Genomic DNA, 22231 nt, shown 5'->3' with positions numbered 1-22231 from the left:
ATCCTTGTATATAATTTTTAACAAAATGTAAAAACTAATATACAAAATGTTAAAAATTATATACAAAATGTTAAAATTAGGATAAAGTGTTTGTAGGAGGTGGGGGTAGTTGTTAAACAACCGGATAGTTGTCTGCCGTGCCGAAAAAGGTTGGACACAGCAAGATTTAGGAGAGAGAGTAGGTGCTAGTCGACAGACTATCGCTTCTATGGAAAGGAATAAATATAATCCCTCTTTAATTCTTGCATTTAAAATAGCCCAAGCTTTTGGAAAACCGTTAGAGGAAGTTTTCGAATTTAAGGAGGAATAAACAAATGGAATTTATAAAGTATGCTGTAATTATTATTATAGTTTTATCATGCTTAAGTGAATTATATATGTTTAAATTTCAAAAAAGCCAAGAGGCAAGAGATGAGAGAGGTTTAGATATTCAGTATAAAACTACTAATTTTTTATATAATACTCTTTATCTGGGAATAGTTATATTATTTCTCCTTAACATGCTTCAATATATTACAGCAGAACAATTTGTGAATATCCTCTTATATTTCTTTATTTCTTTAGGGATAATAAAAGTTGCTTATTCATATTGGAGAAGGAGCTATTAAATATAAAAAGAAATACTAAAAATAAGGGGTCATATTTTCAATATACTTGTTCCTGAATTAATAATAGATTAATTTCTGCGGAGGTATTAGTACTTAATATTAGGAGAAATTGGCCGCAGCTTACTAATATAATTATAGATACGCCTATGTACTTAAAGAATAAATGAAGAGTTTTTATAAGCGTGGAAAAATTGCAATTTTTAATTCATCCTTGCCATTATAGGGGAGGGGATTTGAAGTGTGCTAAGATAAAGTCATTTTAGTAAACTTGCTTCATTTTAAAATAAGTTTGAATGAGGGAGACAATTTGCTAAATACACTATGTTGTTCATTTCCTTCTTGATTCATACCCGCTTGATAAGATGAAAATCCTTTATACGTTTTTCTTTTCCATTGCCATAAGCCATTAGCCATTAGCCATTAGTTTGATCGAACTCACCATAGTATTGATTGTAATCAAGCTTGTTTCCTGTGTTTTTACTAAAATTATTGCTAATAAAGATACGACTATTACTTGCATAGATTTGGTTATTGGTAATTACATTATTACGGGTATCATAATTTAATTCTATTTGGCCACTCTCTTGATCTTTTGTATCATTTTTATAAATTACATTGTTCGTAATCGTGTTATTTTCAGCATATCCTTGCTTACTGTCATATCCACCAATTGCAATACCACTCATGATATTATTGGATATTGTATTGTCTCTAACGGTAATTTGGCTTGCACTTTTTCCTGCATGTTCGCTTGCCACCTCAATACCAAGGTCGTTTTCATAGCTTTGATTTTGCTCAATAATAATTTCCTTCCCGCGATCCACGTAAATACCATCAGCTGAATATTCATTATAACTGGTATTATTGATAGATGAATTATGATGGACAATATTGTTACGTACAATTCCATTCCGTGCTTGATCTAAAGAAGCTACTGGTGATACACCTTCATGTCCAATCAGAACAATTCCGATGTTGTTGTTATCATGTAACTTGACCTTAGAACCATGGAGAATGACTTTTTCAACCTGGTAATTTTGAAAAGTAATGGGGATTTCTGAGGCACCAGAATGAGTGACACGAACTTTTTGGTTATAAATCCCGCCTCTTATGTAGATTGTACTTTCTTCTTTAGCTACGTTAGCAGCTTTTTGAATAGTAGTAAAAGGTTGATCTAATGTACCAGGGATTAAGGTCGCTTCTTGTTGGAGATACATAGTAATTTGTAACAGAATTTGTATTGTTATTGGATTGTGCAAAGGCGGGTACTGGAAGTGTGAAAATTAACATACTGAAAGAAAGTAATAAGATAAAACAAGATTTTTTAATGAGGAGAATATTTCTTGATAGTTCATCATTTTCTTCTTTATTTTTAGTATTTCTTCTAAACTATACAGTTAAAATTCAGGGTTTATATCTTGCATCAATAATAATATTTAAAATGTGAGATACCCAGTTTATTCTATTTAGTATGTAATAGTAATTTTCTGAAACTAGCCAAGATAAATTCCTCCTATAGAAAGTAAGGGGAGCCCCCTTACTTTAAAATTTATTAAAAAATAACTTAATTTATTGATGATATATTATTGAATTGGTGCACAACTCCAAATGTATTTTCCAACTACTTTTATTTCTGGGCAATTTTCTATATCTGTACAATCAAACATTAATGGATGTATACTAGGATTAAAAGAATCTGGTTCTAGGATAATTCGATTATTGGTTTTGTAAATTCTTTTTAAAGTGGCGTCATATCCGTTGATAAGTACAGCGGCTATGTCGCCATTATTTATATTTGTTGTCCTCTCAAGTACAGCTATATGTCCATCATGTACAATTCTATTCATGCTGTCTCCGTTTATACGAAGTGCTAGTAGTTTTTCAAATCCATATTTATCTAAAATGATATCAGGTACCTGTATATCACCAATTACATTTTCTATAGCTTCAATTGGTTTACCAGCTGCGATTGTACCATAAATGGGAATATCCCGTTTGGCAATTGCTTGATCTTCAGGACAATAGGATTCATTTTCATCGATAAAGTAGGTTGCAGGGACACTTAACATCTTAGCGATTTGTGATATTTTTGACATTTTAGGGCTTCTTTCACCATTTCTCCACCGTAAAACAGTAGTTCTACTAACAGATAATAATTCAGCTAATTGTTCGTCTGTCATATTATTTTTCTTCATCAATAGAGATAATTTTAAACCGAATGATTTCATGACTTTTTGTCACCTCCGTCTTTGATTGATTATATAATTGGTGTGACAAAAATGCAACTTTCTTCGTTGTTTTGTAAAAAATTTCTTGACTGTTTTGTCACGTAGTACTATATTTGAATTTGAAAAGAGGTGACAAAAATGCACAAAATGATATTTTTAGAAAGAAAATTAAAGAGAAAAACTATTGAAGAAGTTGCTGATTTTCTTAATGTTTCTCCACGTACATATTGGGCAAAGGAACATAATAAAAGTGAATTCACTCTGAAAGAGGCACATATGTTATCGTGCTATTTAGAGAAATCTATAGAAGAGTTATTCCCTGATCTTTTTTTAAATAATTTGTGACAAAAATGCACGTAATTATATATGGATTATAGGATGTTTTGGAGGTATTTTAAACTAAATATCTAATAATCCAACTATTAAAGGCGCTTTATATATTGGTTTTTACTTAGAAAAGAAGGAAAGAGATTCAAAAAATGAAACGCTAAAGTGTATTTGGTATATAAAAATTGAGGGTAAATATAGAATGTTAAATATTCAAGTAGATGAAAGAGCAATCAGAAGATTATATGTAGAAAAATTAGAAGAAAAGCTTAAAGAAGTGGATGTAGAATTTGTATTTTGGGATACAAATGATTTAAAAAAGAACGTGCATGTCGTGGGATACTATTCAAAAAGAATTCTTTTTTAATCAGCGTTTTCAAAAATTAAAAGTGGGCGGGAAATGGTATTTTCCAGCTAAAGAAACGAAGGCATTTTTATTAAATTGGCTAACAGAGAATGAGGTGTAAGAAAAGAAAGACTATCGTCTTAAAAACAAATTTTATAGGAAAGTCTATTGTAGGGGAGAGGATTAATCTTGGTTTTTAAAGTGACAAAAAAACAAGGATATGTCAGCAAGAATACTAAAGAAAATGAAGAATTTAGTAATACTAGTCGCTTTGAATGGGAAAAACTTTCGAATAAACAGTTAAAAATGATTTATGCCAAAATTCATATAATAGCATTGAAATATGACGGAGTAATATCAAAAGAGGAAATCAAAAATAAATTAAAAGAAAAACTTAATATTCAATCACTCAGTGATCTAACAAGGAAGCAAGCAAATCAAGCTATAAAAGTATTAATAGGTTGGGAAATTTAAAGGTTTTGGAGAACAAAACTTTTAATATATAAGAAACGTAATATATTGATTTTTAGAAAAAGTTCTGGAGGAAGATAAAATGAGTAGTTTGCTAATACAGGATGAGCCACTATTAGTATTACCTCGATTAGCAAGTAAGATTGGGTTGAACGAGGCAATTTTTCTTCAACAAATACATTATTGGCTCAAGCGCTCGAAACATTATTATGATGATCGTTATTGGGTCTATAATAGCATTACAAATTGGCATAAACAGTTTCCGTTTTGGAATGAAAGAACGTTGAAACGTATTGTTAAAAATCTAGAAGAGTTTAATTTATTGATAAGTGGTAACTATAACAAATTAAAGTTTGATAAAACAAAATGGTATTCAATAAATTATAACAGACTAGTTGAATTAGAAATAGATAACGATTGTGACAAATTGTCTCAACGAAAAGAACATATTGTCATGATGGAAAATGAAAATATGTCTCAACCAATACCAGAGACTACACAAAAGATTAACTCAGAGAATACCACTCAAAAAGATATAGTAGAGATAATTAATTATCTCAACAGTGTATGTAATACAAGTTATCGTATTTCAACTAAAAAGACACAAATGTTAATTAAATCTAGACTACAAGAGGGATTTAATATAAATGAATTTAAAGAAGTTATTGAGACGAAGGCGAAAGAATGGCTTTATACAGAACAGGCAAAATATTTAAGACCAGAAACCTTATTTGGAACTAAATTTGAGGGATATTTGCAGCAGAGAAAGATGGTGAAATCAAATGGCTTTAACAAAGGTAACAGATATAGTACAAAGTCTTTCGAAGAGAATGAACTTCCTTTCTGAAACATGTGTGATATGTAATCAGGAGAGGAAGCGAATGGTAAGATTGATGGAGATTCAGGGTGAAACGATTTGTCCAGTATGTCGTTTAGAAGAAGAAAATAGAAGGTTAGAAAAAGAGATGAATATTTTTCGTTATGAAAAAGAGGAAAGAAAACGTAAAAGTATATTTTACGATCATAGTCTTATTAAAGATGAAACTATTAAATTAGCTAGATTTTCGACATTTATATCAGAGTGTGAAGAGGATGAAAACAATTTAATTTTAGCTAATAAGGCTCTTACAGACTATTTAAATGATATTCGATTTAATTTGATTCTCGTGGGTAAAGTTGGAGCTGGAAAAAGTCATATTGCATACTCTATAGCTCATGAAATGAATGAACAAAGTTCCGATAAAGTTATGTATGTTACAAGTTCAGAACTTTTTGATTACATACGTTCGACATTTAATACGCAATCATGTGAAACAGAGCATAGCATAACAAATATGCTAATTTCTATGGATTTATTAGTCATTGATGATCTAGGAGCAGAGCTAGGGGATATGGATATTAATGATCTAAAAGCAACAGCATTTGTAAATCGTGTGTTATTTAAACTATTTGATGGACGACAAGGGAAAAAAACAATTATTACAACGAATTTAACAGGTGAGGCAATTATAAAAGCGTACGATGAAAGAGTTACATCTCGTATGTTTAATACATATCGACACATAGAATTTAAAAAAACAAGAGATAAGCGTAAGAGAAAATTACCTTTTTAAGAAAAGAATATATATTGTGTAGGAAATATAGATGCACATGAAAACATATTGTTCAAGAAATTTGTACTGTATGAATCGGTTCTTTTAATTAGCAAGCAAGTGAAGTGATTCGGAAGTAAAGAAAGAATATGAGGAATGGAAAGAGCATTTGATCAGAAATTACACGTATGTACATTGAAAGCAGTTTTTAAGTTTATTAATATGTTTTAAATAATTAAATGGAGGTATCTTGAAAATGAGAACATATAAAGGATTTGAAGCAATTAAACGAATGAAAACAAATTGGATTACAACAGTACAAGAGACACCGATGTGTTGGAAAATAGAAGGTGAAAGAGTAATTGCTGATTATTTAGGTAAAAAAGAAAGTTATCAACAAATTAATTTCTTTTTTGAGAATGAATTTATAGATTGTAGAGAAACTATTCGAAAAGGAGAATTATTGTATATTGAAAATGAAAAAAGTGAAAAATTCATCGTTGAATTTTGTAAAGAAAATGAAAAAGAAATAAAGCATGGTAGTTGGTTCTGGATTAATGGAGAGGAGTTCTCTAATAATTATGGTCATTTTGAAAAGAGTACGAAAATAAAAATTAGGAAAGCTGAAAAAAGTGAAAAATTATTATTTGAACGGGCAAAATTATTCGCTATCAAAGGGCGTAAAATAGATGAGTTTAGACTTGGTGATGTAGTTGAAAGAGATAATAAATTGTATAAAGTGGCTATTGTAAAAAGTGGAAGTGAATCTCAAATTGTAGTAGGATGTGTTCCGATTAATGGGGGAGAAATTTGTTATCATAATTCAAAAGATATTGAGATTCAATTTTTCGTTGAAGATATGGTGGTGTAACAAGATGAAGTTATTTTTAATTAATCAACTTATAGAAAATGGAATTTATAAATATAAAGATAAACAATTATACGAATTAAATAGTGATGAGTTAATAAAATTAATCGAAAATCATAAGGATAAGAAAATAAATATTAGCAATGCAATGTATGAAATAGTACATAAAGAATGTAAGCCTCAATAGCAAATCATTGTAATGATCTTGATATATGAAATTCAAATTATGATTAAGGATAAATAATAAGAAAGGAGCTTGACATGTTAAATATAGAATTACCAGTATTAAATAAAGAAGCCACAAAAGAAAATGTACTGAAAGCTATAAAGAAATACAGGTTATTTATGAAATGTAATTATCTTAACGAAACGATACTCTCGAAAGAAAATATATTAAAAGAAAATTCGAAAGAAGAGCGGATCAATTATATTATTGCGATGAACAAAGGGTTAGAAAAACTAGATATTGAAAGTGATAGAATAATTATTCAAAAATACTTGTTAAAGAATCGAGTTAATAGATATGAGATTATGAAAGAGCTGAATTTATCCGAGGGAGATTATTATAGAAAAAGAAATACTGCTTTTTACAACTATGCATATGCATTAGGGATTGAGGTTGAGGAGTGTAAAGATTACTAATAATGAATAAGTTTTTAATATGGATTATAACCACCTGTGTAACAAGCAGGTGGTTATTTTTGTGTAAAAAAATGATGAAAAAGAGATAAAAATGAATCGTTATATACACATATCATATAAGTACAAAGTAGCAATGATAAATAGTATTAAGGAAGATTTTTTTAATAATTTTAGTTTTTTGGTGAGAAAAACTAAATGGAAATTAAATGTAGATTTAGATGGTCTCTATTTTTAACAATTTTGCTTTGTTATAAGGGTGGGAATAGTATATGCGTGATTTAATTGTCCAATATAAGGAAACGTTATGTAAGTTAGAACGTGCCAAAATAAGTGCAAAAGAAGAAGAGATTAAAATATTAACAAGTATGATTAGTGATGTCACATATGCTTTGGAGTGGATGAAGAATGCAAAGATGCCGGGTAATCGCCGGGGAATAGAACGTAGAGCTGCTTACCAACGAGAAAAATCATATGATTCCTTGTTAATGCAAAGGTATTTTCGTAGTACTGATACAACATATGAATGGGATGATGAAAACAAGGAAAGTGTCATTTCAGAATGGGAAAGAATAAAACTAGAAGATGCGCTCTCTACTTTGACAAAATATGAAAGAGAAATATATATCATGTCAAGAGGAAGGGGAATTACACAAGAGAAAATCGCTAAATATTTGAATGTTTCAAGAAGTACAATTAAAACGATTCTATATAGATCTGAAATAAAAATTGCTAAACAAGTAAGAAAAAGTCTTTTCTGCGAAAGTAGTTAAGGCTTTTTCTTATTTATAAACACATTCTTGTCACCATAGTGCCACCTATAAATAGAAAGTAATAATATAAGTTTAAATGAAATGTGAACTACTCGCCACTGAGCAAAGCTTGAAGGGGGAGCTTCTCAGTTCCACGACGAAAGTAACCTTTCGTCTCCCTGAGCGTTACTTCGGGGTGTTCCACCCCTAGATGTCCAACGCATGGATGCTCTTTTGGTACGGTTGATATTTTACGCAGGAACCGAATGGCTTGGTTTTCGCACTCTATTTTCTTCCTGCAACCTTCTATATCAAGTTATCAAAGAACTTCATATAGCTAGTTTATCAAAAGTTTTTGGCTATGCCAAACCGAAATTCATCTCCCACCTATCGTTGGGCTACGCCCTTCACACGCTTGAGGAAGGAGAATTCTTTCGGGGAATACGTTAAAAATAACGGCATCTTTTTATTTACTACAAAATAGGCAGTAGTACATGAAAAACTACAGAAGGATGCGATTAGATGTTAGAACAAGATATAGATACAATGCCAATATGTTCAATTTGCCTTGAAAAATGTTTGTGGGTTTTGAAATTTCCAATCACAATTCAGTATTGTGAACAAATGTTTATTCGTGAGGTAGTTGACGACAATATAACAACAATATGTATTGAGTGTTTAGAAAAAGAAGTACAAATGATGAGTTAAAACGGGAGGGACTGCTAGTGGCGCGACCAATGAAATTGAATGATGAGCTGATAAATAGGTTGACCCAATATATTAAAGTAGGGAATTATATTGAAACCGCATGTGCGTTAGTTGGAATTAGTAGAAGTATAGTTTATGTTTGGTTAAAGCAAGGGCGTAGAGCAATTGAAACGAGTGAAAAGACAGGTGAAGTAGTACCGAGAAAAGATAAGATTTATGTGAAGTTAGTCATGGAAATTGATCAGGCATTAGCATTTAGTGAGGCGAGAGACGTTGAGACAATCGGGGAGCATGCAAAATCTAATTGGAAAGCGGCAGCATGGAGATTAGAAAGAAAATTCCCAACTAAATGGGGAAGGAAAGATCAATTGCAAGCAAACGTAAATCATTCAGGAGAAATGAAAGTAGAGCATAATAAAATGGCCATGAAAATTGGGTGTGATGAGGAAATGCTTGATTTAGCTATGAAATTATTTGAAAAAGTTCAAGGAGGAGAATCACAATCATGACACGGATGAATGTGCATAAGTTAATAGATGAAAATACATTTAAAGAATTGGCAAAAGTGAACTACCCCTTTCTATGTTCAGTATACACATAAGGGATTCTATAAACATGCAAAACACACAAAATTAATAACAAAGATTTGCCAAGATTTAATTGAAGAGAAATTATCGACTAATAGATTAATGGTGTTCATGCCACCGAGACATTCAAAATCACAGTCTATAACAGAAACATTGCCAAGTTGGTATTTAGGAAAGTATCCAAATAAGAGAGTTATAGAGGTATCTTATGCATCAAGTTTAGCTGAAAAGTTTGGTAGAAGAAATCGTGCTAAGATTGAAGAGTTTGGTAAAGAAATATTTAATATTAGAATTGATGAGCGACAAGGTTCAGTAACAGATTGGGCACTACATAACCATTCTGGTGGAATGTTGTCTGTAGGAGTTGGTGGTTCGATTACAGGGGAAGGAGCCGATTTATTAATTATTGATGACCCTATTAAAAATCGCCAAGAGGCCGAATCAATTACATACCGAAATCGACTATGGGATGAATGGGAAGATACTTTGTCTACACGTTTACAAAAAGGTGCAAAGGTAATTCTAATTTTGACGCGATGGCATGAGGACGATTTAGCTGGTAGATTGTTAGAGAAAGAACAGGAAAAATGGACTGTGTTATCAATTCCTGCTATAGCAGAGTCAAAGGATGATCCATTAAACAGAGTAATAGGAAAAGGCTTATGGGTTGAACACTATGGCCAAAATTATTATGAAGATAAAAAGAAGTTTTCCTCTGCACGCTCATGGTTATCTTTATGGCAACAAAAACCATCAAGTGATATAGGGAATATTTTTAAAAGGAACTGGTTTCAATATTATGATGTATTACCAAATTGGGAACAATTTGATCAAATTATTACTTCCTGGGATATGGCTTTTGATAACACTACAAATAAAAGTTCATTTGTAGTTGGACAAATTTGGGGAAAAGTAGATGGAGACAAATATTTAATTGATCAAGTGAGGGCACAAATGAATTTCCTAGAAACAAAGAAAGCATTTGTTGTTTTTCATCATAAATATGAGTCGATTCTTCGGAATTCTGGGTTTAAAAAGCCCATTCCGAAATTAGTTGAAAAAAAAGCAAATGGCCCTGCCATTATTAGTTCATTAAAGAATGAAATAAGTGGAATCATTCCTATAAATCCACAGGGTTCAAAAGAAACACGTGCTGAGGCGATATCCCCTGAATTTCAATCTGGAAATGTATATATACCTAATCCTAAAATACAATCTTGGGTATATGATTATGTAGATGAATTAGCTTCTTTCCCATCTGGTAAACATAATGATCAAGTAGATACAACGTCACAAGCCTTAGAATACTTTTTTACTAAGCAAAAAAAAATAATGGGTGGAAAAATAAAAAGAGTTTAGCTGAACATTACATGTTCAGCTTTTTTATATTGGTAAAGTTATTATGAAAAACATTGAATAAATGATTTGTATATGAAAGGAGGCATAGGTTTTATGGTTGAGAAAAAAGCAATTAAGAATGTGAAAGTACTTAAATTACAAAGTCGTGAGACGACTTTACGTAATGAGGAACTTCAAAGTAAACAAATGGCAATTGATCCATTTGCACAAGTGTACGGTGATAAAGAACTAGTGAAGCCTCCATATGATATGCAAGTATTATTAAATTTGAGAGAAAGTAACCCTATTCACTCGGCATGTATTAGTGCAAAAGTAAATGATATTGCTGGTATGGGATTTGATTTTGCACCGCTAGATGAAGTGACAGAGGCAAATCAAGAACAATATAAAGAATTAAAGCGTTTTATGAGATATTGCAACAATGAAATGACAAGTAGCGAAATACTTAGGGCAGTTTGGGAGGATTATGAAACTGTAGGTTGGGGAATTATAGAGGTTGTTCGTAATTTGAAAGGGGAACCAGCGCAGATTCACCATATTCCAGCACATACGGTACGTGCGCATAAAGATAAGATTCGATTTGCACAGATTGTAAATAATGAGGAGAGATGGTTTAAGAGATTTAGTTATCCATCTGATTTTAGGTTAGTAGATGGAGAAATGATTAGTGATAGCTTAGATGAAAACTCGTTATTAGACACTGAAGAAAAAGCTGGTGAAGTTATTGTAATTCGTAAATTTGGTTCTAGATCATCATACTATGGTATTCCGGATTATGTGAGTTCCATTGGTTCCATTGTAGGATCACAAGCTGTAAGAGATTACAATATTAATTATTTTACTGGTAAAACAATTCCAGATGCTGTTTTGTTTGTTGAGGGTGTTGATGAAATAGATGATTCAGTTGAAAGAGAATTAAAAACATTTTTCTCTGTCGAAACCAAAGGAGAACATCATAAGTTAGCAGTTGTTCCTGTCCCTGAAGGGGCAAAAGCTCGCTTAGAGAAATTAGGGCCTGATGTCAAAGAAGCGAGCTTTCGTTTATATCGCCAAGATAATGCTATGGAAATTTGTGTAGCTCATCGAGTGCCACCATATAGAATTGGTTGGGCTATGACAGGATCACTTGGACAGACGACAGCAAAAGAAATGAATGAAATGTATAAAAGATCAATTATTGAACCGGGTCAACAAATTTTAGAACATCGATTAAATACACAATTATTTAAAGAGTTTTCAGGAACATTAGGGGAATTGGACTGGCAGTTTCAATTAAATGAAATTGATACAGATGATCGAGCGAGTGATATGCAATATGCAATAGACGGATACGAAAAGAGTATATTAACAAGAAATGAATGCCGAAAGGTCATTGGATACGAACCAGTTCTAGAAGGAGATAAATTTTTAAATGAAGATTCAAATTCGATTTAGTAGTCTTGCTAGAAAGTAGGAATATATTATGCCAAATGAATTGAAAAACGTAGAAATTAGTTATGTTTCATTAGTAACAAAGGGGGCTAATGGTAGGCCTTTTGCAATTATGAAGGGTATGAACATGAATGGCTCTAATGTTTTGAAAAATGTTCCTATTTTAAAGAGGGAAGATGAAAAACAACTTGTAACAGGGGTTGTTTATGAGCCCAATATAGAAGATGCACATGGTGATATCATGACGGCTGAGGAAATTGAAAGAGCGGCTTATAATTTTTTAGAGAAATATAGATACATAGATAAAAACCATGACGAGTTGGCAGGAAAAGGAACAGTAGTAGAAAGCTGGATTTCTAAAAATAATACGGTTGTTGGAAAACAAAATATTAAAAAAGGAACATGGCTTATGACTGTTCGAGTAGACGATAGTGAAACATGGAAAGAAATCAAGAAAGGGAAAATCACAGGCTTTTCGATGGGAGGGGTTGGAGAAAGAATGGAGATGCCAAAAATGGATGAGTTTACACAAGATGAGAAAGGTGTAATTCGTAAGATGTTTAGTTTTTTTAAGTCACATTATGACGAGGAACAAACTCAGGAGATGGATAATCAGTCATTAAATAATAAACAAAACTCTAAGATGCAAAAAGTATTTAATTTGTTTGAAGATGTATTTTATGTTGGGATTTGGGAGGGAAATGTAGATATTAAGCGGATGGTTTCCACCTTAGATGAAATGAAGGACATTTTAAATACAATGAAGGGTGGTGATACAGATTTCTCGCCAGAAGATATTACCATTAATTCCATAAATGAAGTAGGCAAAATCTTATATAAGAAAAATGATAAAAAATTTGATGAAATGATTTCTTTGATGAACCAAATTAAAGAAAATAAGTTACAAAAAAACGCAGATCAAAATGTAGATGAAATTGCAGACATTGTAAAGAGAGAAATGGGTCCTTTTCTCGAGAGGTTACAGGAGTTGGAAGAACAGTTAAATAAAGAACTTGAATCAACTCATGATACTAATGAATTAGAAAATGACAGAGAATCTAAAAAGACAAGTGAATTTATTCAGAAGGTAATAGACCCCATTTCAAAGAGACTTGAAGTAATTGAGCGATCAGCACAAGTTCGTAAAAGTCTTGGGGCTGATGCCAAACCAACAAACGAGATGAGAAAACCAGTAAATAAATGGGTAGGATTAGATCTATAAAGATAAGGAGAAATGAATCTATGAATAATAAAGAATTATTAGCGCGTATTGAACGAATTGAAAAGAGTACAATGACAACAGGAGGAATGAAAGCGGGGCTATTATATCCGGAACAAAGTAAAGAATTTTTCCGAATGGTATTTGATGCAACTCCATTTTCTCAATTGCATCGCAAAGAGATTCGTAAAGCGAAAAAAGGTGAATTAGATAAAATTGCAATCGGTGGTCGAATTTTGCGTAGGAAAGTGGAAAATAGTGATGATGGCTATCGAGCAGGTGTAGAAACGTCGAAAGTTGAATATGATACAGTTTCTATTCGTTTACCATGGGAGATAACGGAGGAGCTACTTCGAGAAAATATCGAAGGTGAAGGATATGAAGATACTGTTATGACATTAATGTCAACTCAGTTAGGTATTGACCTTGAAGACCTGCATTGGAATGGGGATGTAACTTCAGAGGATCCATTTCTACAAATTAATGATGGCTGGTTAAAACAAATTAAACAATCAAGTAAATCTCATATTGTCGATCATTTTAAATTAGTGACGGGAACGGGAGATGCTGAAGCTAGCGCTGGGTTTAGTAAAGACTCGATCTTTAATTTATCTAAGGCGATGCCTAATAAATATAAAAATGAAGGTTTAAAGTGGATTATGTCACCTGCTCGTAGAGAGAAGTGGATTGAATATTTAACAACTCGTTCAACTGGCTTAGGCGATGCTGCGTTATTAGGTACAGGGGATCAAGTTAATAAGCCGTTGGGGTATGAGATTGTCACAGTCCCTTCTATTCAAGATGATGTAATTATTTTTGCAGATCCTAAAAACTTTATTGCGGTAAATACGTATGACACGCGAGTTCGTAAGACTGTAGAAGGAAAATCTGCTGTTATGGAAGATAAGCGATTCTATGTTATTCATTTGGATGATGATGCAGTTATTCAAGAAATGGACGCAGTAGCAATTCTTACTAATATTCCTGATAAATTTGGAAATTAAGTAAGGTAATTTGTATATGAAGATTATAGAATTGAAATTAGGCGGTACATATACTGCGTATGGCTATACTTTTTTTAACGGAGTAAAGGAAAAGGTTGCAAATGAGAAAGCAAACTATTTACTGAGTACAGGACATTTTAAGTTAATAGATAGTATAGAGGTTAAAAAGAAAGAGAAGTAAAAGAGGTGGAAGGATGGAAATTACTGTACAGGACATAAAGAACAGGGTGAATGTTCAACGAATGCCCGATACGGTAATCCAGGAGCTCATTAGTCAATATGAATTGATTACTAAAAACTATTTGAGAAGTAAGCCAAGTAACCCAATGAAAGAGAAAGTTAGAACAAGTAAATTGGCTTGGCTTTCTTTTCGAGCAGAAAATTTGATCAAGGTAATCCATATTGGTTCTGGAGAAGAAGTTACCAGTTCAGTTTTTTCTGATGGTTGCACTGTATATGGTTTAAGTGAGAATCAATTATATGAGTTTGAGTATACAATACAAGATTATGATGGGCTTTTGACTTTAATGAAAAAATGCATCATCGATATGACGTGTTATGCGGTAATTCGAACAAATCTACAATATGAAAATATGAAAAAATCAGCAAATATCGGAGATTATTCATATGAAATAAATATTGAATCGCTAGATGAGGAAACTGTTAATAAAAAGATTTTAAAAGTATTAAAAAAATACCGAAGTAGAAACCCTTTAATAGCATTATGAATGAAAGAATAGGCTGTGAACATTAGATATGGAAGAATTATATATACATGAAGTAACTGTGAAAAGGAATCAAAAGGTAAAACAGCCGGCAGGAAATTTTAAAGAAGAGCCTGTCATTATTTATGAAAGAATGAAGTGTCGTGTAACAACACACACAGCGGTAGATAATGAAAGGTTAAAAAGAAATAAGCAAAATTTTGAGCCGAATTTTAAAATTTATACTTCTGCAGAACATAACATCCATACAAATGATGTAATCTATTTTCATGATTATGTATTTGAGGTAAGAGGAGAACCAAGAAATCCATCATTTTTAAATCACCATATTGAATTGTATTGTGAGTTGTTGGAATAAAATGACGAATACATCGGAATTCATGGTTACACGTAATGTAGAACAAGTTAAAGAACAACTTAATAAAATAATGGTAGAAAGAATTATAAGTGCTTGCAATCAACTGCAACGAGAAATGAAACAAACAGTATCAGGTAGTCACAATGGTGTGAAGTATAAAATTCCACGATCAAGTCGCACATATATTGCTTCAAAACCAGGAGAGACATTTGCTTCTAGAACGGGAGAATTACAAGATTCTATTAAATATGGCTTACATATTACAGATAACGAAGTAGTGGGAACGATTGGAAGTCAATTAAAAAGAGCGGTGTATGTCGAAAATGGTACAAGTACTGTAGAAGCCCGGCCTTTTTTCTTAAAAACGTTTGAAAAAGAGCGTGGAGAATTAAAAAGGACATTGGGAGGAGAACAATGACGACAAAAGCGATTGCAACAATTAGAAATATTATTGAGAAAGATACAATTGTGCAAAGTAATCTATCGAAATATGAAGGAGAGCCCGCTCTAACATTTCAAACTGCACAAAATGATATGAAAATGCCTTATGTGGTAATGAGAATTGAATCTAATAATCCGGATGATATAGAGGTAATTGATCGTATGATCCTCACTTTTGATATATATTGTGGCCAAGGTGATTATGAAAAAGCGGATGTAATTTCAAGGCGAATAGAACATTTGTTAGACAGAGAAGCGGGATTGTTAAGAGATTCTGGTATTATTACGATTCATCGAGCAGGCAGTATTACAGTTCCAGATGAAGATCCATCAATTATTCATATTAGTATTAAGTTTCTTGTACGGGTAGGAAGAATGGAATTATATTAAGGAGGGAAAAAAATGAGTTGGAAGCTTATTAATGGTGTACGTGAGGGTACAACTGATAATTTTGTTATTGGACCGGGTGTAATGTATAAAGGTTTTAAAAGTGTAAAAGACCTAGGTGAGATGTTAGGAGCTACTACAGGTGGCTGTAAAGTGGGGTTTACTAGAGAATACTATGATGCTGATATTGATGGTGTTTTAGGAAAACTAGTTCGTGGAAAATGGCTATTAAAAGATGAACCACATATGGAGGTTACACTTGTAGAGTTTACGAAAGAAAATTTAGAGTTAGCTCTACCAGGCGTAGATGTAGATAGTACGACTGATAACGATTATAACATTGTAAAACCAACCAATGAAATTAAAGACACAAGTTATAGTGATATTGCAATAGTAGGAGTAGTTTCAGGAAGTGATATTCCGGTTATTTTTGTTATCCGAAATGCAATGGTAGTTTCTTCTGTAGAAATTGATTTAAAAGATGGTAAAGGGACTGTAGGACTTAAATGCAAATTTATTGGCCATTATAGCGAAAGTTCGCCTAATACACCCCCTTATGAAATTTATTTACCAAAGAAAAAAGCACCTAAATTACCTACAACAAGTAAATAAGTTGTAGGTTTTATTTTTAGGTTATAAAAGGAGATAGTGAATATGACAACAATGCTAGAAAAAATGATGCATAATGGTACGGAAATTACAATTTCAGGTCAGAAGATGAAGATGAGACGTTTAAATGTAAAAGATGTTTGGCGTTTTACTAAGATTATTTCTAAAGTTGGTCGTCATGCAATGACTGATTTTATGGAGTTTGGGAAAGAAAAGAATGAAATCGATGAAAAAATCCAATTGGCCCAAATGAATGAAGAGCAACAAGAACAGTTAAATGAAATTGAAAAACAAAAAAAAGAAAAGGGTTTAGAGTTTGTCTTTCAATTATTGTCTATGATTCCGGAATGTGAAGATGAGTTTTCGGAATTTTTCTCTAGTCTATTACAGATTAAGCGTGAAGAATTCGATCAGTTACCACCAGAAGCCATGGTAGCAGTTATTGAAGGATTATTAGAAAGTGAAGATTTAATGTCTTTTTTCAATCAGGTCAAGGGTCTAATCAAATCTCAAAGTCTCAAATGGAACAAAAAAGAAATGTAGAAAAGGATTCTAATAAATACATAGAAGAAACAGAGCAAAATATGCTAAGGGCTTTTGATAAAGTCCAAAAACGGTATGGATGGACAGATGATTATGTCTTATCCATACCGTATTCTCGTTTAATGGACTTATTTTCTTTTATTAGTCAGGAAGAGCAGCAAGAAGAATTAAATGAATGGAAAAAGATGGCCTTTATCGGATTTCAAACAAGGCAATTAGAAGAAGGAACAACTTTTCATGACTATTTGCAAGCTTTTGGACTTACGGAATCTACGTCGGATGGGGAAGAAAATGAGACTATGGAAGTTTGGTCCAAAGAGGAATGCATCGACCATGCAAATAAGCTGATTGCAGAGTTTCAGTTTGAAGACGATAAGGAATAAAAAACTTCCTAGTTAGAAAGGGGGGAGTGAATGTTTACAGAAGTATTCCAGTTGTTCGGTACAATTGGAATTAAAGCAGATGAAGCTTATAAGGATTTAGCAAAGTTTGAGGAAAGTTTACAAAAGGCTTCTAAGAACATACAAGAAAAATTTCAAAAACCAGCAGAAGTACTTAATCAAATAAATGGCCAAATCCAAAAATTTGGTAACGGGGCGACCAATGTTTTTGGGAAGATTGGTAACAAAGCGGATCAGGCATATAAAGGTGTAGAAAAATTTGAAGAGAGAGTGCAAAAAGCCTCTAATACAATGCAAGAAAAAATCCAAAAATCAGCAGATTCTCTTGGGAATATTAGCAAGCAAATGCAAACGTTTGGTGACACTATTTCAAATAAAGTTACAAAACCAATAGAACAAGTCAATAGCAAAGCTTTACAATTTGCTACTGATTTGGAAGGTTCTCAAAAAAAACTACAGGATATGCTTGGGTTAACTGAAAAAGATGCAAAGAATTTGGCTGGAACTATTCAACCTATCGCTCAACAAGTCGTGAAGATTTCTAATATAGTAATACCATCGTTGAAGCAAACGGTTGAGTTAATCAAATCTGTTTCTGGTCTTATATCTAAGGCGAGTGAAATCATTGGTGGCCTTGTAAATATAGTTAAAACATTAATGCAAATACCGGGTGCAATTACGGCGATTATTAAAGATGCCTTAAAACTTATTAAAGTTTTTAGTGAGTTTGCACAGATATTGACTGGTCTTGGAAAATCAATGTTTTCATTAGTATTAAGCCCATGGGGTTTTGCGATAATTGCAATGGTTGCTTTAGTATATGTGCTGTATAAAAATTGGGATTCAATTGTGAAATATACAAAGCAGGCAGTACAATGGGTCAGTGATATTTGTTCTAAAGGCTGGGATGCTATCGTTAAAGTTGCGAAGTCAGTATGGGATAGCTTGTCAAAGTTTTTCTCAAGTTTTTGGGAAGGAACAAAAAAAGTATTCCAATCTGCGGTATCGTTTATAGATAAAATACTTAGCGGGGCATGGAAAGTAATTACTGCTGTAATTACAGTGTATATCAACATATGGAAAAAGACATTTGAAATTGGTTGGAATCTAATTAAAACGATATTTAATACAGTGCTAAATATAATAAAAAATGTTGTTAAATTTGCCTTAGAATTTATTAAAGGCTATATTTCTACTGCTATTAAAATATGGCAAAGTATTTTTAAAATTGGCTGGGATATTATAAAAACAGTTTTTACGACGGTGCTAAACTTTTTGAAATCATTTATAAGTGGTGCATTTCAAGCAATTCGCAGCATAATTACGACTGTGATGAATGGGATAAAAACCGTCATTTCTACAGTGTGGAATGGAATAAAGGTAATTTTTACGACTGTATTAAACTTCTTAAAATCAGTTGTAAGTAGTGTGTTTCAAGCAATTCATAGCATAATTACAACTGTAATGAATGGAATAAAGACGGTTATTTCTACGATTTGGAATGTAATTAAAACAGTTTTTATAACTGTATTAGAGACTATAAAGAATTTTGTGGTTACAGCATTTCATTTTATAAAAAACACAATTACGACTGTAATGGATATCGTAAAGTCTATTATTGTAACCGCATGGAATTTTATTAAAGAAACAATAATAGTTGCTGTTCGGACATTTGTTAACTTTGTGGTGGATAACTTTAATAAGATAAAAAACACAATATTTAGTGTTGTTGGTGCTATTAAAGATTTCATAGTAAGTAATTTTGCAGCAATTAAAAAAGCTATCGTCGGAGCGTTTGACGGCATTGTTGATACAGTAAAGGATGTATTCGGTAAAGTTGGTTCTATAGTGAAAGGGATAGCAAACGACGCTGTAAGCTGGGGGAAAGATATTATTGCTGGTATTGGTAAAGGTATGACATCTATGGCTGGCTGGGTTGTTGATAAAGCTAAAGGCGTTGTAGACGGAATACCAAAAGCAGTTAAAAGTTTCTTTGGTATAAAATCTCCTTCGCGTCTAATGATGGAATACGGCGGATATATTACAGAAGGTCTTGGTGTAGGGATGGAAAAAATGATTCCGGCTGTAGACAAGGCTTCTGGATTGTTAAATAAAGCGGTTGTTCCACCAAAACCGATGCAACTAGTAACGGATGTATCTACCCGAATTGGACAAATGGGGGCACATTCTGCTGATATGATTGGAAAAGCTGCACATCCATTTGCTGGGCAATCTTCTGTTGAAAAGAAAACAGATAAAGGTGTTACAATTCAAAATGCTACATTCAAAGTTGCTGTTGAAAAATTGCAAACCGCAGAGGATTTTGTGAAAATGAGAAAATTACTACAAAACGTAGTTGCTGACGATCTAATGGGAATGGCGGTGCGGAATGTATGAGTATATTAAAAACATTGCATAGAAAAGCAGGTTCATATTACCTCTTTGAAGATATAGTAGAGTTAAAAAACACAATAAAATATACCATTACTTTTGGATGGCCAGGGACATATAACTTTCATTTTATGTCCCAGGTTCCTATTGGTTCAGATGGTATGCTGCCGAATAAATACTTTATTGTTCGGGTAAATGGTATTGAACGGTTTAGGGCTAGAGGTTCTTACGCTTGGGAAGCACGAGAAATATTTGTTGGTGCAGGCCCACAAACAATTGAATTTACAACAATCGGTTATGGTGATTCTGATATAGCCTATGTAAGCCAAGCTTCTTATCATGCATTTGGGCATGTTCCTAACATTGCAATGATTGAGCAAACAAAGATGCCAAAGTCACTAGACGGCTTAAAAACTCACAATGTTATGCATGGGTATCCGCGTTTTCAAAGTGCTGGCAATAAAGGATGTGAAGTAGAATTTACCCTTCTATTTAGAGATATAAAATATTGGCGTGATTTCATGAGGGAAATATATCGTACTCATATTATCACTGGTGATTATGGTACCTACGGAGGTATTATACCACCTAATGAAGTGGATACTATACGAAAAGGCACATTAGTACTAGCAAAATGTAAATTAATATCAACAGCACAAGCAGGCGTTGGAGTTGATGGCATATGAGGGAAGGTTCTGTATCTTTAATTAGAATGTTGGGGAGTCACTTCCAATTAGGGAATAACTCCCCTAATTTAATTGTTTTTATGAAAAAAAGGGACTCTTCTTCTTACGTCCAAATTCAACACCGTGTAACGRGTTTAGAAGTCCAGGAGAACGCAGACCAATTCGCAAGTACATTTACTATTACCTTTGCAAATGAATACGGTCAAATGGCTCCTGATAATTGGTATGGTAAGTTTTCTTCTATTCAAGAATGGTTTTATAACAGTGAAGTAACAAATACAAATCAACTGTATCCACAGACAGAATTTAAGGTGTCTATTGGCCACGGTGAAGAGGTTTTACCTTATATACATGGCTTTGTATCTGACGTAAAGGTGAATGCCGAAAGCGGCACAATATCAGTTACCTGCACAACATCTTATAAAAAGGTTCTACAAAAATCAGTAATTCCAACGCCGGGATCAGATGAAATTGTTGCACCGACTGGAAATGTATATGATGTAGTGAAATTCTTCCTTAAAAAAGCAGGAGTTACATTACACGGAAGTAGGGTAAACATTCCTGGGACCAATGAAAGTTGGATTGTTGAAGGGGCAACTGGAAAGAGGTTTCAAAAGTGGGATGAAATTGTACGGGATATTATAGATACAACATTCCACTACATTAAACATGAACCAGATGGAAGTTGTACATTTATGAAAATGCCAGACTATGCAGTTAATGAACCTGCAAAGTTTAGTTTTAGAGAAGGCGAAAACCTTGTCTCTTTAGATATGCAGCTAACTGACCAGGATATAAGTAACAGCATTGTTGTTAAATGTGGAGATTATGCAAACGGATTTCTTAATTCGTTTCTATTAAAAAATGTATCGCAGGGTGATTTACGAGAGGAAATGATAGAAGTTCCTTGGGCGACAACGTTCTTTGCAAGGCGAGCGGTTGCTGCTGCTTATCATTTAAAAGCAATCCAGAAGTTCAGAACATTAACAGTAGCAGTCATTGGAGATCCAAGGATTCAATTATTCGATGTGGTTTCTGTTTACAATAGAGATTCTGGTCAACAATGGAATTACTTTGTTAAAGGAATTAATACCATGATATCTGCAGATGATGGATTCTATCAAACTTTAGATTTATCTGTTAACTATGGGTATGAACCAGCTCCATATACAGATATAACTGGTATTACAGTAAATGTAGATACATTACGTTTAAAACTTTGGGATTGGGATGTAGAGGATGGCGATTTATTAAATATTTACTGTAATGATAAATTAATCGAAGAAAATTATTTTATCCGGAACAATCCGACATATGTTGATATTCCACTTGAATATGGTGTGAATACTATCGTATTTGAAGCAGTACGAAACCCAAAAGGGATTCTTACAGGACGTTTGCAAGTATTGGATACGCAAAATAATATCTTGTTTGATTATGGTTCGTTACCAGATTTATCATTTCCTAGGGTAAATCAAAACAAAGATCACTATTATATCCAACGACCAGCAAAAACTTGGTCTGTTACGAGGGTAAACTAGGGGTGATTCT

Annotated in this window: 28 protein-coding genes and 2 pseudogenes; 28 read left to right on the top strand and 2 right to left on the bottom strand. The window is 32.8% G+C overall.

Annotation, left to right across the window (positions count from 1 at the left end; translation table 11 throughout):
* Window positions 1–109: 109 nt before the first annotated feature.
* Both AC1DMU_RS25935 and AC1DMU_RS25930 read left to right on the top strand, forming a co-directional pair.
* Entirely contained in the window at window positions 110–310 is a 201-nt protein-coding gene (locus AC1DMU_RS25935; RefSeq protein ID WP_000933886.1) for a helix-turn-helix transcriptional regulator, read from the top strand.
* 4 nt (window positions 311–314) lie between these two features.
* Window positions 315–608, top strand: a complete 294-nt coding sequence (locus AC1DMU_RS25930) for a hypothetical protein (RefSeq protein WP_002204138.1) — start codon at window positions 315–317, stop codon at window positions 606–608.
* Window positions 609–881: 273 nt separating this feature from the next.
* On the opposite strand, the pseudogene AC1DMU_RS25925 reads toward AC1DMU_RS25930, so the two are convergent.
* Window positions 882–1963, bottom strand: a pseudogene (locus tag AC1DMU_RS25925) (right-handed parallel beta-helix repeat-containing protein).
* Window positions 1964–2191: 228 nt separating this feature from the next.
* The gene (locus tag AC1DMU_RS25920; protein WP_098230530.1) at window positions 2192–2836 is read right to left on the bottom strand and encodes a LexA family protein; all 645 of its coding nucleotides are present in this window, start codon (window positions 2834–2836) and stop codon (window positions 2192–2194) included.
* A 138-nt stretch (window positions 2837–2974) separates the two neighbouring features.
* Here AC1DMU_RS25920 and AC1DMU_RS25915 point away from each other — a divergent pair, with 138 nt between their 5' ends.
* From AC1DMU_RS25915 to AC1DMU_RS25790, 26 genes and pseudogenes are all read left to right on the top strand, one after another.
* Window positions 2975–3181, top strand: coding sequence for a helix-turn-helix transcriptional regulator (locus AC1DMU_RS25915; RefSeq protein ID WP_000549412.1), 207 nt, complete (start codon window positions 2975–2977; stop codon window positions 3179–3181).
* 184 nt (window positions 3182–3365) lie between these two features.
* Window positions 3366–3630, top strand: a pseudogene (locus tag AC1DMU_RS25910) (DUF771 domain-containing protein).
* Between the two features lie 68 nt (window positions 3631–3698).
* A complete protein-coding gene (locus AC1DMU_RS25905; protein ID WP_098230531.1) occupies window positions 3699–3983 on the top strand; it encodes a hypothetical protein in 285 nt (94 codons plus the stop codon).
* Between the two features lie 79 nt (window positions 3984–4062).
* Window positions 4063–4827, top strand: coding sequence for a conserved phage C-terminal domain-containing protein (locus AC1DMU_RS25900; RefSeq protein ID WP_098961809.1), 765 nt, complete (start codon window positions 4063–4065; stop codon window positions 4825–4827).
* Window positions 4811–5593, top strand: a complete 783-nt coding sequence (locus tag AC1DMU_RS25895) for an ATP-binding protein (protein WP_476941640.1) — start codon at window positions 4811–4813, stop codon at window positions 5591–5593. Before AC1DMU_RS25900 ends, AC1DMU_RS25895 begins: the two co-directional genes overlap by 17 nt.
* Window positions 5594–5828: 235 nt before the next feature.
* The gene (locus tag AC1DMU_RS25890) at window positions 5829–6443 is read left to right on the top strand and encodes a hypothetical protein (protein ID WP_098961807.1); all 615 of its coding nucleotides are present in this window, start codon (window positions 5829–5831) and stop codon (window positions 6441–6443) included.
* A 4-nt stretch (window positions 6444–6447) separates the two neighbouring features.
* On the top strand, window positions 6448–6627 hold the full coding sequence (locus AC1DMU_RS25885) for a Fur-regulated basic protein FbpA (RefSeq protein WP_098230535.1): 180 nt from the start codon (window positions 6448–6450) through the stop codon (window positions 6625–6627).
* Between the two features lie 74 nt (window positions 6628–6701).
* A complete protein-coding gene (locus AC1DMU_RS25880; RefSeq protein ID WP_098961806.1) occupies window positions 6702–7082 on the top strand; it encodes an ArpU family phage packaging/lysis transcriptional regulator in 381 nt (126 codons plus the stop codon).
* Window positions 7083–7351: 269 nt separating this feature from the next.
* Window positions 7352–7852, top strand: a complete 501-nt coding sequence (locus tag AC1DMU_RS25875; protein ID WP_098230537.1) for a sigma-70 family RNA polymerase sigma factor — start codon at window positions 7352–7354, stop codon at window positions 7850–7852.
* A gap of 501 nt (window positions 7853–8353) precedes the next feature.
* Window positions 8354–8539 carry a hypothetical protein gene (locus tag AC1DMU_RS25870; RefSeq protein WP_000892958.1) on the top strand — a complete coding sequence of 62 codons (186 nt, stop codon included), beginning with the start codon at window positions 8354–8356 and terminating at the stop codon, window positions 8537–8539.
* 17 nt (window positions 8540–8556) lie between these two features.
* Window positions 8557–9048, top strand: a complete 492-nt coding sequence (locus AC1DMU_RS25865) for a hypothetical protein (RefSeq protein ID WP_098961803.1) — start codon at window positions 8557–8559, stop codon at window positions 9046–9048.
* A gap of 189 nt (window positions 9049–9237) precedes the next feature.
* Window positions 9238–10485, top strand: a complete 1248-nt coding sequence (gene terL, locus AC1DMU_RS25860) for a phage terminase large subunit (protein ID WP_476941636.1) — start codon at window positions 9238–9240, stop codon at window positions 10483–10485.
* 93 nt (window positions 10486–10578) lie between these two features.
* Window positions 10579–11919 (top strand): phage portal protein, encoded by a 1341-nt coding sequence (locus AC1DMU_RS25855; protein WP_476941635.1) that lies wholly within the window; start codon window positions 10579–10581, stop codon window positions 11917–11919.
* Between the two features lie 28 nt (window positions 11920–11947).
* Window positions 11948–13138, top strand: a complete 1191-nt coding sequence (locus AC1DMU_RS25850) for an XkdF-like putative serine protease domain-containing protein (RefSeq protein WP_377867348.1) — start codon at window positions 11948–11950, stop codon at window positions 13136–13138.
* A 20-nt stretch (window positions 13139–13158) separates the two neighbouring features.
* Complete coding sequence (locus AC1DMU_RS25845; RefSeq protein WP_098230543.1) at window positions 13159–14139, top strand: phage major capsid family protein; 981 nt, start codon at window positions 13159–13161, stop codon at window positions 14137–14139.
* A 16-nt stretch (window positions 14140–14155) separates the two neighbouring features.
* On the top strand, window positions 14156–14320 hold the full coding sequence (locus AC1DMU_RS25840) for a YqbF domain-containing protein (RefSeq protein WP_000691127.1): 165 nt from the start codon (window positions 14156–14158) through the stop codon (window positions 14318–14320).
* 13 nt (window positions 14321–14333) lie between these two features.
* Window positions 14334–14867 (top strand): hypothetical protein, encoded by a 534-nt coding sequence (locus tag AC1DMU_RS25835; protein WP_000406978.1) that lies wholly within the window; start codon window positions 14334–14336, stop codon window positions 14865–14867.
* A gap of 28 nt (window positions 14868–14895) precedes the next feature.
* Window positions 14896–15222: a hypothetical protein gene (locus AC1DMU_RS25830; RefSeq protein ID WP_000392019.1), complete on the top strand. Its 327-nt coding sequence runs from the start codon at window positions 14896–14898 to the stop codon at window positions 15220–15222.
* Window position 15223: 1 nt separating this feature from the next.
* Complete coding sequence (locus AC1DMU_RS25825) at window positions 15224–15640, top strand: HK97-gp10 family putative phage morphogenesis protein (RefSeq protein WP_002175907.1); 417 nt, start codon at window positions 15224–15226, stop codon at window positions 15638–15640.
* Window positions 15637–16053 carry a hypothetical protein gene (locus AC1DMU_RS25820; protein ID WP_000208342.1) on the top strand — a complete coding sequence of 139 codons (417 nt, stop codon included), beginning with the start codon at window positions 15637–15639 and terminating at the stop codon, window positions 16051–16053. The genes AC1DMU_RS25825 and AC1DMU_RS25820 overlap by 4 nt, the downstream gene beginning before the upstream one ends.
* Before the next feature lie 12 nt (window positions 16054–16065).
* Window positions 16066–16662, top strand: a complete 597-nt coding sequence (locus AC1DMU_RS25815; RefSeq protein WP_000118567.1) for a hypothetical protein — start codon at window positions 16066–16068, stop codon at window positions 16660–16662.
* A 42-nt stretch (window positions 16663–16704) separates the two neighbouring features.
* Complete coding sequence (locus tag AC1DMU_RS25810) at window positions 16705–17202, top strand: hypothetical protein (protein WP_098230544.1); 498 nt, start codon at window positions 16705–16707, stop codon at window positions 17200–17202.
* Window positions 17181–17585 (top strand): hypothetical protein, encoded by a 405-nt coding sequence (locus AC1DMU_RS25805; protein WP_098961798.1) that lies wholly within the window; start codon window positions 17181–17183, stop codon window positions 17583–17585. The genes AC1DMU_RS25810 and AC1DMU_RS25805 overlap by 22 nt, the downstream gene beginning before the upstream one ends.
* 30 nt (window positions 17586–17615) lie before the next feature.
* Entirely contained in the window at window positions 17616–20000 is a 2385-nt protein-coding gene (locus AC1DMU_RS25800; protein WP_098961797.1) for a phage tail protein, read from the top strand.
* Window positions 19997–20680 (top strand): hypothetical protein, encoded by a 684-nt coding sequence (locus AC1DMU_RS25795; protein ID WP_098961796.1) that lies wholly within the window; start codon window positions 19997–19999, stop codon window positions 20678–20680. The genes AC1DMU_RS25800 and AC1DMU_RS25795 overlap by 4 nt, the downstream gene beginning before the upstream one ends.
* Complete coding sequence (locus AC1DMU_RS25790) at window positions 20677–22221, top strand: hypothetical protein (RefSeq protein ID WP_476941634.1); 1545 nt, start codon at window positions 20677–20679, stop codon at window positions 22219–22221. Before AC1DMU_RS25795 ends, AC1DMU_RS25790 begins: the two co-directional genes overlap by 4 nt.
* The last annotated feature ends 10 nt before the right edge of the window (window positions 22222–22231 follow it).

It is taken from the genome of Bacillus sp. 01N45 (assembly GCF_056399205.1).
This window is presented reverse-complemented; position numbering and strand designations above follow the sequence as displayed.

Excerpts from the sequence above, each read along its gene's own strand:
- AC1DMU_RS25930 (WP_002204138.1), top strand. The coding sequence starts at position 315 with ATGGAATTTATAAAGTATGCTGTAATTATTATTATAGTTTTATCATGC.
- AC1DMU_RS25920 (WP_098230530.1), bottom strand. The coding sequence starts at position 2,836 with ATGAAATCATTCGGTTTAAAATTATCTCTATTGATGAAGAAAAATAAT.
- AC1DMU_RS25915 (WP_000549412.1), top strand. The coding sequence starts at position 2,975 with ATGCACAAAATGATATTTTTAGAAAGAAAATTAAAGAGAAAAACTATT.
- AC1DMU_RS25900 (WP_098961809.1), top strand. The coding sequence starts at position 4,063 with ATGAGTAGTTTGCTAATACAGGATGAGCCACTATTAGTATTACCTCGA.
- AC1DMU_RS25895 (WP_476941640.1), top strand. The coding sequence starts at position 4,811 with ATGAACTTCCTTTCTGAAACATGTGTGATATGTAATCAGGAGAGGAAG.
- AC1DMU_RS25890 (WP_098961807.1), top strand. The coding sequence starts at position 5,829 with ATGAGAACATATAAAGGATTTGAAGCAATTAAACGAATGAAAACAAAT.
- AC1DMU_RS25885 (WP_098230535.1), top strand. The coding sequence starts at position 6,448 with ATGAAGTTATTTTTAATTAATCAACTTATAGAAAATGGAATTTATAAA.
- AC1DMU_RS25880 (WP_098961806.1), top strand. The coding sequence starts at position 6,702 with ATGTTAAATATAGAATTACCAGTATTAAATAAAGAAGCCACAAAAGAA.
- AC1DMU_RS25875 (WP_098230537.1), top strand. The coding sequence starts at position 7,352 with ATGCGTGATTTAATTGTCCAATATAAGGAAACGTTATGTAAGTTAGAA.
- AC1DMU_RS25870 (WP_000892958.1), top strand. The coding sequence starts at position 8,354 with ATGTTAGAACAAGATATAGATACAATGCCAATATGTTCAATTTGCCTT.
- terL (WP_476941636.1), top strand. The coding sequence starts at position 9,238 with ATGCCACCGAGACATTCAAAATCACAGTCTATAACAGAAACATTGCCA.
- AC1DMU_RS25855 (WP_476941635.1), top strand. The coding sequence starts at position 10,579 with ATGGTTGAGAAAAAAGCAATTAAGAATGTGAAAGTACTTAAATTACAA.
- AC1DMU_RS25850 (WP_377867348.1), top strand. The coding sequence starts at position 11,948 with ATGCCAAATGAATTGAAAAACGTAGAAATTAGTTATGTTTCATTAGTA.
- AC1DMU_RS25845 (WP_098230543.1), top strand. The coding sequence starts at position 13,159 with ATGAATAATAAAGAATTATTAGCGCGTATTGAACGAATTGAAAAGAGT.
- AC1DMU_RS25840 (WP_000691127.1), top strand. The coding sequence starts at position 14,156 with ATGAAGATTATAGAATTGAAATTAGGCGGTACATATACTGCGTATGGC.
- AC1DMU_RS25835 (WP_000406978.1), top strand. The coding sequence starts at position 14,334 with ATGGAAATTACTGTACAGGACATAAAGAACAGGGTGAATGTTCAACGA.
- AC1DMU_RS25830 (WP_000392019.1), top strand. The coding sequence starts at position 14,896 with ATGGAAGAATTATATATACATGAAGTAACTGTGAAAAGGAATCAAAAG.
- AC1DMU_RS25825 (WP_002175907.1), top strand. The coding sequence starts at position 15,224 with ATGACGAATACATCGGAATTCATGGTTACACGTAATGTAGAACAAGTT.
- AC1DMU_RS25820 (WP_000208342.1), top strand. The coding sequence starts at position 15,637 with ATGACGACAAAAGCGATTGCAACAATTAGAAATATTATTGAGAAAGAT.
- AC1DMU_RS25815 (WP_000118567.1), top strand. The coding sequence starts at position 16,066 with ATGAGTTGGAAGCTTATTAATGGTGTACGTGAGGGTACAACTGATAAT.
- AC1DMU_RS25810 (WP_098230544.1), top strand. The coding sequence starts at position 16,705 with ATGACAACAATGCTAGAAAAAATGATGCATAATGGTACGGAAATTACA.
- AC1DMU_RS25805 (WP_098961798.1), top strand. The coding sequence starts at position 17,181 with ATGGAACAAAAAAGAAATGTAGAAAAGGATTCTAATAAATACATAGAA.
- AC1DMU_RS25800 (WP_098961797.1), top strand. The coding sequence starts at position 17,616 with ATGTTTACAGAAGTATTCCAGTTGTTCGGTACAATTGGAATTAAAGCA.
- AC1DMU_RS25795 (WP_098961796.1), top strand. The coding sequence starts at position 19,997 with ATGAGTATATTAAAAACATTGCATAGAAAAGCAGGTTCATATTACCTC.